This window comes from Roseovarius roseus, from assembly GCF_043355935.2.
Lineage (GTDB): Bacteria > Pseudomonadota > Alphaproteobacteria > Rhodobacterales > Rhodobacteraceae > Roseovarius > Roseovarius roseus.
On sequence record NZ_JBHFPE020000069.1, the window covers coordinates 1 to 528 of the forward strand.

A 528-nucleotide genomic window follows, 5' to 3' on the forward strand; every position below is an offset into this window, starting at 1 on the left:
TGAGCTACTCCCCATCTCTTGGACAGGATCTGGCGTAATTTAAGCTACTCGTTGCACCTGCTGATCGGGTTGGTTGATATCATTTCTCTGCCAATAGACCAGCGCCGGAGGTTGGCCGCCCAGGGCTGAATGCGGGCGCTGGTGGTTATAGAATGCCATCCATTTCCGGATGGCCGCTTTCGTCTCCGATCCGGTCTCCCAGGCATGCAGGTAGACGCACTCGTATTTCAGGGTTCGCCATAGCCGCTCGATGAAGATGTTGTCGAGGAACCGACCTTTCCCATCCATCGAGATCCGGACGCCAGATCGGCGCAGCCGATCCGTCCAGGCGAAGGACGTGAACTGGCTTCCCTGATCCGTGTTCATGATCTCGGGCGGGCCGAACTTTTGAATGGCCTCGTTCAGCGCCTCGACGCAGAAGTTGGCCTCCAGGGTGTTCGAGATCCGCCAGGACAGAACCTTGCGGGTGCGCCAGTCCATGATTGCCACGAGGTAGAGGAACCCGCGCCGCATTGGCAGGTAGGTGAT

1 protein-coding gene is annotated in these 528 nt (G+C 58.3%); it reads right to left on the bottom strand.

Annotated elements, in window-relative coordinates; all coding sequences use genetic code 11:
* Positions 1-39: 39 nt before the first annotated feature.
* Positions 40-528 (bottom strand): IS3 family transposase (locus tag ACEWPL_RS19500; protein WP_420744417.1); only part of this gene is annotated, 489 nt, incomplete at its 5' end.